The sequence below is a fragment of the Pseudomonas sp. 313 genome (assembly GCF_000316965.1).
Taxonomy (GTDB): Bacteria; Pseudomonadota; Gammaproteobacteria; order Pseudomonadales; family Pseudomonadaceae; genus Chryseomonas; species Chryseomonas benzopyrenica.
Window position 1 is genome coordinate 75,936 of record NZ_ANBZ01000077.1, and the last position, 6,207, is coordinate 82,142.

Consider the following 6,207-nt stretch of genomic DNA (forward strand, 5'->3'; position numbering starts at 1 on the left):
ACTGCCTAAAGACGATGCAGGAAGTTGACGACGAACTTGCGTCCCTCGGTGCGGTTCTCGGCGTCCTGCTCGAAGTAGCTGTTGACGGTGACCAGGTTCTGTCTGGAAAAGGCGTAGGTGAAACCCGGACCCCAGGCCCAGACCTTTTCCCGGCGTCCGCTGACGTCATGGCCATCCACCTGGGTATCGGTGATCTGCCGGAGCCAATAGCCGCTCAGGCCGATGCTGAGTCGGTCGTTCAGCGCGTACTGGGTGGCGAAGTTGGCATGCAGTGCCTGGCCGGCCTGGGTGTCCGAGACAGCGCCGAAGCTACGCAGCGGCTGGTCGTTCTTGCCATTCCACAGGTACCAGAAGCGCCCGGTCACCGACCATTGGGGCGTCAGCCAGTAGGTGGTGGCGTAATAGGGATTGAAGGACCAGAAGTTGCTGCCCGGATTGATCGCTCGGTCGCGGTCGTAGCGGCCGGTGGGGGCGACGATCTCGGCCTCGATGCGCTGCGCCCAGCGCGGTCCGCCGTCGGGGCGGGTGGTGGTGGGTAACTGCAGGAAGGCGCCCAGGGTCAGGTCCCCTACCCCTTCGCGGGCGCTCAGCGCCTGGCCGCCGAGGCCATCGTCGACATCGGCATGGGCCAGCAAGGGCAGGATGGCGGTGAAGCCGGGCATGGCACCGTTGGCCAGCGGCTGCCCCAGGTAGATCAGCTGGGTGACCGGGGCGAAGGTGGTCAGGTCCTGCTTGGGCAGGGGCAGCTTGCGGCCATTCTGATCGTTGAAGCGACTGGTCTTGCCATAGATCAGGTATTCCGCCAGGTACCAGCCAGGGCCGTCCGGTGCCGGGGCACCATCATAGAAGCTGGTGGAACCGAGGTTGAGACCGGGCAGGTCGTAGGCCTGAGCCAGCGTGGAGGCGAGACTGGCCGCGGCCAGCAGACCGAATCGGGAAAGTGTGCGCATGACGTCGTCCTGGGATTGTTCTTGTTGTGGGAACACGCGATCACCGCACCTGGGCAGGCGCGGCGATCCGGGTCAGACGTAACTGGCGGCCAGGCCGCCATCCACTGGCAGATTGGCGCCGTTGATCCAGCGCGAGGCATCGCTGCAGAGGAAGGCGATGACCGCGGCCACCTCGTCGGCCAGCGCCGGACGCAGGATGCGCTGGCTGTCGCGGGCGACCCGCTCTTCACCCAGCATGCTGACGAAGTCACCGAGGATGGGCGTGAACACCGGGCCCGGCGCCACGCAATTCAGCCGCACGCCGAATTCGCGGAACCAGGTCTGGGACTGCACGAAGCTCCAGACGATGAGCGCCTCCTTGAAGTACTGGTAGCAGGTGGCCTGCTCCACCGGATGGGCCTCCAGCCAGGCCTGGGCCTGGGCGAAGTCGGCGATTTGCGCCAGTTCGCGGTGCCGCTCCAGGCGCTGCGGCCATTCGGCGCCGAGGATGGAGGTGACGTTGACGATGGCCCCGCCCTGCCCCAACCGCGCGACCAGTTGCTGGCTGAGCAACCGCAGGCCGAGGTAATTGACCCGGGCCACTGCCTCCCGGGGTGCCGTGCCCGGTACCCCGGCGATGTTGCACAGGCCGTGCAGGTGCGCCGGCAGGCGACCGACCAGGGCGGCGATGCTGTCGGGATCGCCCAGGTCGGCCTGGTGGAAGTCGTCCAGGCTGAACTGGGGCTGATTGCGGTCGACGCCGATCACAGTGGCGCCTTGGAAGCGTGCCAGGCGCGCCAACTCGGCGCCAATGCCGGAGGCCACGCCGGTGATCACTAGAGTCTTGCCATTCAGGGTCATGGGATTTTCCTCTTGTTGTTATTGGGGGTGAAACAAGGGTTTGGAGCCTGCTCAAAGGCTTGCGAGCTAGAGCCAAACAAGGCGAACACGGCTGAGGAAGCGGATCGGACCCGCGCTCGGGTTTACGAGTGGTAAATGAGCATTCCGATCGGGCTGGCGACCCAGGTCGTGTTCAACGCGGTTTGGCCGACGCGCAGCAGCCTTTGAGCAGGCTCTCAGAAGGGATAGCGTGGCGGCTCGTTATGCTCGGTCACCCATTGCCACTGGCTGTAGTCGTCCCAGTTGCACAGGCCACCGACGCTGCCGCCATTGCCGGACTGGCCACGGCCGCCGAAGGGATTGACCACCTCGTCGTTCACCGTCTGGTCGTTGAGGTGCAGCATTCCGCACTCCAGCCGTTCGCCCAGGGCCCGGGCCCGCGCCAGGGAGCCGGACAGCACACCGGCCGCCAGGCCATAGGGGGTGCGGTTGGCCAGGTCGATGGCCTCGGACTCGTCGGCGAAGGTCACCACGCTGGCCACCGGGCCGAAGACTTCCTCATCGAAGGCCCGCATGCCGGGGCGGACGTCGGCGAGCACCGTGGGGGCATAGAAGAGGCCTTCGTGATGACCGCCCTGCAGCAGCCGGGCACCGGCGGCGAGGCTATCGGCGACGATGCCCTGCACCCGTCGCAACTGCCGGTCGTTGATCAGCGGGCCGAGTTGGGTGCTGGGCTCCAGGGGATCACCCAGGCGCAGGGCGGCGGCGCGGGCGACCAGGCGTTCGCTGAAGGCGGCGGCGATGCGCTGGTGCACCAGGATCAGGCCGGTGGCCATGCAGATCTGGCCCTGGTGCAGGAAGCTGCCCCAGGCGGCGCAGCTGGCGGCGCGGTCGAGATCGGCGTCATCGAGCACGATCAGCGGATTCTTGCCGCCCAGCTCCAGCGCCACCTTCTTCAGATGGCGCCCGGCGCTTTCCGCCACCTGGCGCCCGGCCTGGGTCGAGCCGGTGAAGGCGATCATCCGCACCTGGGGATGGGCGCAGAGCGCCGCCCCGGCCTCGGCGCGACCGGGCAGCACCTGCAGCACGCCTTTGGGCAGGCCGATGGCCTCGAACAGTCGGGCGATCAGCACGCCGCCGCTCACCGGCGTCTGGTGATCCGGCTTGAGTACCACGGCATTGCCGCAGGCCAGCGCCGGGGCCACGGCGCGCAGGGAAAGGATCAGCGGGAAGTTGAAGGGCGAGATCACCCCCACCACGCCATGGGGCAGGCGGCGGGCATAGGACAGGGCACCACGCTCGCTGGGCAGAACCACGCCATGGGGCTGCAGCAACTGGCCGGCGACCTGCTGCAGGATGACTCCGGCTTCGCGCAGCTCCAGCTCGGCCTTGGGCAGGATGCCGCCGGTCTCCCGGGCGATCAGGGGTGCCAGTTCGGCGCGATTCAATTCGAGCTGCGCGGCGGCCGCCAGGAACAGCGCGGCCTTTTGCCGGGCCGTCCAGGCGGCCCAGGCCGGTTGCGCCTGGGCCGCCTTGGCGCAGGCCTGGTCGATGTCGGCGACGCTGGCGAGGCCCGTGCGATGCAGGGGCTGGCCGGTGGCGGGTTCGATGACCTCCAGGGTGCCGCCCTGGGCGGCGATCCAGTCGCCATCGAAAATCCGCTCGCGCCAGGGGGCGCCGTCCAGGAACGGCGTGGATGATCTGCTCATAGCCTTCTCCTTGTTGTTATCGGGCCGCGGTGGGCACAGGCAAGGGAGCAAGGGCTGTGCCCAGACCGGGCTGACAGGAAAAAGCGCCGTTCAATCAGGGACTTGCTGACTTGGGCAGGCAAAGGCGCCAGGCCTATTCAGCAAACGCCTTGCTCAAAAGATAAAGTTATGAGGTATAACCTTTTCCTTGAGTGCGCATTTGCGCAATTCACCCGAGAGGTCGTGCCATGGCCCGCTCCGAACGTCTGTCCCTCAGCGATCTGCAGCAGGCCGCTACCGGCTTCCAGCGGGGCGACAGTGCCGCCTGGGACGGCAGCGCCAGCCCGACCCAGGCGGAACTGGCCGAGTGCCTGTTCTTCTCGCCCGGAGATGGTCGCATCTGGCTCAACGACCAGCGCATGCTGCTGGTGCACGCCTCCGCCTTTGGCGCCCTGCGGCGCGAGCTGATCGGCGCCCTGGGTCAGGAACGCGCCCGCGGCCTGCTGACCCGGGTCGGCTATCTGTCCGGGGTGCGCGACGCCGAGCTGGTGCGCAAGCGCTGGCCCCAGGCCGACGCCGCCGCCATCTTCGCGGCCGGCACCCGCCTGCACGGCCTGGAGGGGCTGGTGCGGGTCGAGCCGCTGCATTTCGAATTCGATGTCGACCAGGGCCGCTATGGCGGCGAATTCCTCTGGCACCACTCGGCCGAATGCGACGAGCACCAGATCGCCCATGGCCAGGGCAGCGATCCGGCCTGCTGGATGGAGATCGGCTATGCCATCGGCTACGTCAGCAGCCTGTTCGGCCGCCTGGTGATCTTTCGCGAGGTGGAATGCCGGGCCATGGGCCACCATGTCTGCCGGGTCGAAGGCCGCAATGCCGAACGCTGGCCCGACGTGGCGGAGGACCTGCGCTATCTCAATGCCGCGGGCGATGGTACCCCTGAGAGGACTGCCACCGAACGCCTGCCCGCGCCCCTGCCCCACGCCGTCGACGGCCAGCCGCTGGTAGGCGCCTCGGCGGCCTTCAACGGCGCCTTCCAGGCGCTACAACGGGTCGCCCCGACCCCGGCCACGGTGCTGCTCACCGGCGAATCCGGGGTGGGCAAGGAGCTGTTCGCCAGCCACCTGCACCGTCTCAGCCACCGCGCCGACGGCCCCTTCGTCGCCCTCAACTGCGCGGCCATTCCCGAGAATCTCATCGAAGCCGAATTGTTCGGCGTGGAGCGCGGTGCCTATACCGGCGCCAACCAGTCCCGCGCCGGGCGCTTCGAACGGGCCCAGGGCGGTACGCTGTTCCTCGACGAGATCGCCTGCCTGAGCCTGCCCGGTCAGGGCAAGCTGCTGCGCGCGCTGCAGGAGCGCGAGATCGAACGGGTCGGCGGCAGCCGCACCCTCAGGGTGGACGTACGGGTAGTCGCCGCCACCAACCTGGACCTGCGCGACGCGGTGCGCCGCGGCGACTTCCGCGAAGACCTCTTCTATCGTCTCAACGTCTATCCCATCGGCATCCCACCCCTGCGGGACCGCCGCGACGACGTACCGCTGCTGGTGGATCTGTTCCTGCGCCGCTTCTGCGCCGCCTACGAACGTCCGCCGGTGGGGCTGACCATGCGCGCCCTCAAGGCGCTGCTGCGCTACGATTTTCCCGGCAACGTACGGGAATTGCAGAATCTGGTGGAGCGCGGGGTGATCGCCAGCGATCCGGGCGAACTCATCGACCTGCCCCACCTGTTTCGCGGCGAGCCGCTGCCGGCCGACCTCCTGGAACCGGCGCCGCAGACAGCCGGCTGGCTGGAGCGCCTCGGCGTGGCTGGCGAACGCCCGCTGCACCTGGGCCAGCTGGAAGCCGAGCTGCTCGACGAAGCCCTGGCGCACAGCCACGGCAACGTGGCCGCCGCGGCACGACTGCTCGGCCTGAGTCGTGCCCAGTTCGCCTATCGCCATCGACGCGCGAGACGGGATCTGGACTAGAATGACCCCTCGATACCCTCCTCTCGCCATCTCCGACGGAAGCCCTTCCCGCCGATGAGTTCCCCCGACGACGCCACGCCCCTGGACCCAGCCGCCACTCCCTGGCTGGACACCGCCGTAGGCTATGCCCTGCGCCGCGCCCAGATGAAGATGTTCCAGCACCTGGTGGACAGCCTGGCTGAATACGACCTGCGCCCTGCCCAGTTCACCGCCCTGGTGATCCTCGAACAGGAACCGGGCCTGATGCAGGCCGACCTGGCCCGGCGCCTGGCCATCGAGCCGCCGCAACTGGTCCTGCTGCTGAACAAGCTGGAACGCCAGGGCCTGGCCGAGCGGGTGCGCGGCACCCAGGATCGCCGCGCCTACGCCCTGCACCTCACCGAGCAGGGCCGCGCCCTGGTGGGCGAACTCAAGGAACGCGCCGCTGCCAGCGACCGTGCCGCCAGCGCCCCGCTGGACGACGCCGAACGAACCGAGCTGTTGCGCCTGCTGCGCAAGCTCAATGGAGAGCTGGGCTGAAGGTTGATCGCCGGGTGTTGGGCTTCGCTGCGCTCAGCCGCAACCTACGAAAAGCCAGCTTGCACCGATCGCCCCCTCTCCCTCGGGGAGAGGGTTGGGGTGAGGGATACTGGCAGCGTCTGGGGCAGTACCCTGTTGGGCTTCGCTGCGCTCAGCCGCAACCTACGAAAAGCTAGCTTGCACCGATCGCCCCCTCTCCATCAGAGAGAGGGTTGGGGTGAGGGAGATTGGCAGCGTCTGGGGCAGCGCCCTGTTAGG

The 6,207-nt window shown here is 68.1% G+C and carries 5 protein-coding genes; 2 read left to right on the forward strand and 3 right to left on the reverse strand.

Features of this window, described 5'->3' with window-relative positions:
- Positions 1–5: 5 nt before the first annotated feature.
- The 3 genes from C722_RS0118045 to C722_RS0118055 form a co-directional block, all read right to left on the reverse strand.
- Positions 6–950 (reverse strand): transporter, encoded by a 945-nt coding sequence (locus tag C722_RS0118045; RefSeq protein WP_017641859.1) that lies wholly within the window; start codon positions 948–950, stop codon positions 6–8.
- A gap of 72 nt (positions 951–1,022) precedes the next feature.
- On the reverse strand, positions 1,023–1,790 hold the full coding sequence (locus tag C722_RS0118050) for a coniferyl-alcohol dehydrogenase (protein ID WP_017641860.1): 768 nt from the start codon (positions 1,788–1,790) through the stop codon (positions 1,023–1,025).
- Between the two features lie 215 nt (positions 1,791–2,005).
- Positions 2,006–3,478: a benzaldehyde dehydrogenase gene (locus C722_RS0118055; protein WP_017641861.1), complete on the reverse strand. Its 1,473-nt coding sequence runs from the start codon at positions 3,476–3,478 to the stop codon at positions 2,006–2,008.
- A 227-nt stretch (positions 3,479–3,705) separates the two neighbouring features.
- Between C722_RS0118055 and C722_RS0118060 the strand changes: the two genes are divergently transcribed.
- Together C722_RS0118060 and C722_RS0118065 are read left to right on the forward strand one after the other, a co-directional pair.
- Positions 3,706–5,430: a sigma-54-dependent Fis family transcriptional regulator gene (locus tag C722_RS0118060; RefSeq protein WP_017641862.1), complete on the forward strand. Its 1,725-nt coding sequence runs from the start codon at positions 3,706–3,708 to the stop codon at positions 5,428–5,430.
- 54 nt (positions 5,431–5,484) lie between these two features.
- A complete protein-coding gene (locus C722_RS0118065) occupies positions 5,485–5,949 on the forward strand; it encodes a MarR family winged helix-turn-helix transcriptional regulator (RefSeq protein WP_017641863.1) in 465 nt (154 codons plus the stop codon).
- Positions 5,950–6,207 lie beyond the last annotated feature (258 nt).